Source organism: Brevundimonas sp., from assembly GCF_046293315.1.
Classification (GTDB): domain Bacteria; phylum Pseudomonadota; class Alphaproteobacteria; order Caulobacterales; family Caulobacteraceae; genus Brevundimonas.
The window spans coordinates 1-733 of the sequence record NZ_JBKBPF010000050.1 but is presented as its reverse complement, the minus strand read 5'-3'; the positions used below and the strand labels follow the sequence as shown (position 1 = coordinate 733).

The 733-nt window shown below is 73.8% G+C and carries 2 protein-coding genes; one reads left to right on the top strand and one right to left on the bottom strand.

Annotation, left to right across the window (positions count from 1 at the left end; all coding sequences use genetic code 11):
- A partial coding sequence (locus ACK4SE_RS13950) for an FAD-dependent oxidoreductase (protein WP_409693913.1) occupies positions 1 to 461 on the top strand: 461 nt, incomplete at its 5' end.
- Here ACK4SE_RS13950 and ACK4SE_RS13945 read toward each other — a convergent pair.
- Positions 458 to 733, bottom strand: a 276-nt coding sequence (locus tag ACK4SE_RS13945) for a TonB family protein (protein ID WP_409693910.1), incomplete at its 5' end; no start/stop codon positions are given. The two genes, ACK4SE_RS13950 and ACK4SE_RS13945, sit on opposite strands and share 4 nt — an antisense overlap.

Below are 733 nucleotides of genomic sequence, written 5' to 3'. Positions count from 1 at the left end.
GCCTGGCCCCCGCGACGGCTGCCTTGATCGATGGCGTCCACCCGATCCGGGGGCAGCTCGCCTTCATCCCGCAGGCCCTGACCGACCGCGTGGTGCGCGGCGCGGGGGCCTATGTCGCGCCTGCGCCGGGCGGCGCCGTGATCGGTGCGACGATGGAGGCGGGCCAGCGGGCGCTGGACATCAACGCCCCCGCCGGCGCGCGCCAGACGGCGGCGGGCCTGGCGCTGGTGGGCGCGACTTCGGGGGACCAGCCGCAATACCGCGTCGGCATCCGCGGCGCCTCGGCCGATGGCCTGCCGCTGGCGGGGCCGTCAGGCGAGGCGGGCCTGTACCTGGCCCTGGCGCCGCGCCGCAACGGTTGGCTGCTGGCGCCGCTGACCGCGCGGATCGTGGCCGATGCGATCGAAGGCCGCGACGCGGATGTCCACGCCGCGACCTTCGACCCGCTGCGGTTCGGTTAGTTCAGGGCGAAGCGGATGGTGAAGTTGACCCGGGCGCCGTCCACGGTCTGGCCGTCGATGGTGCGGGGGCTCATCCGGAACTGCCGTGACAGGGTGGTCGACGCCCGGCCGAAGCCCTGGCCGTTCGGCGTCTCATTCACCACGGAACAGTCGCTCAGCGTCCCGTTCGCCCGCACCGAACACATCAGTGATGCGGCGCCGGTGACGTCATTCGCCATCGCCTGGGCGGGATAGGCCCGCGCCATCTGCGCCGCCGAGGGTCGGCTGATCCA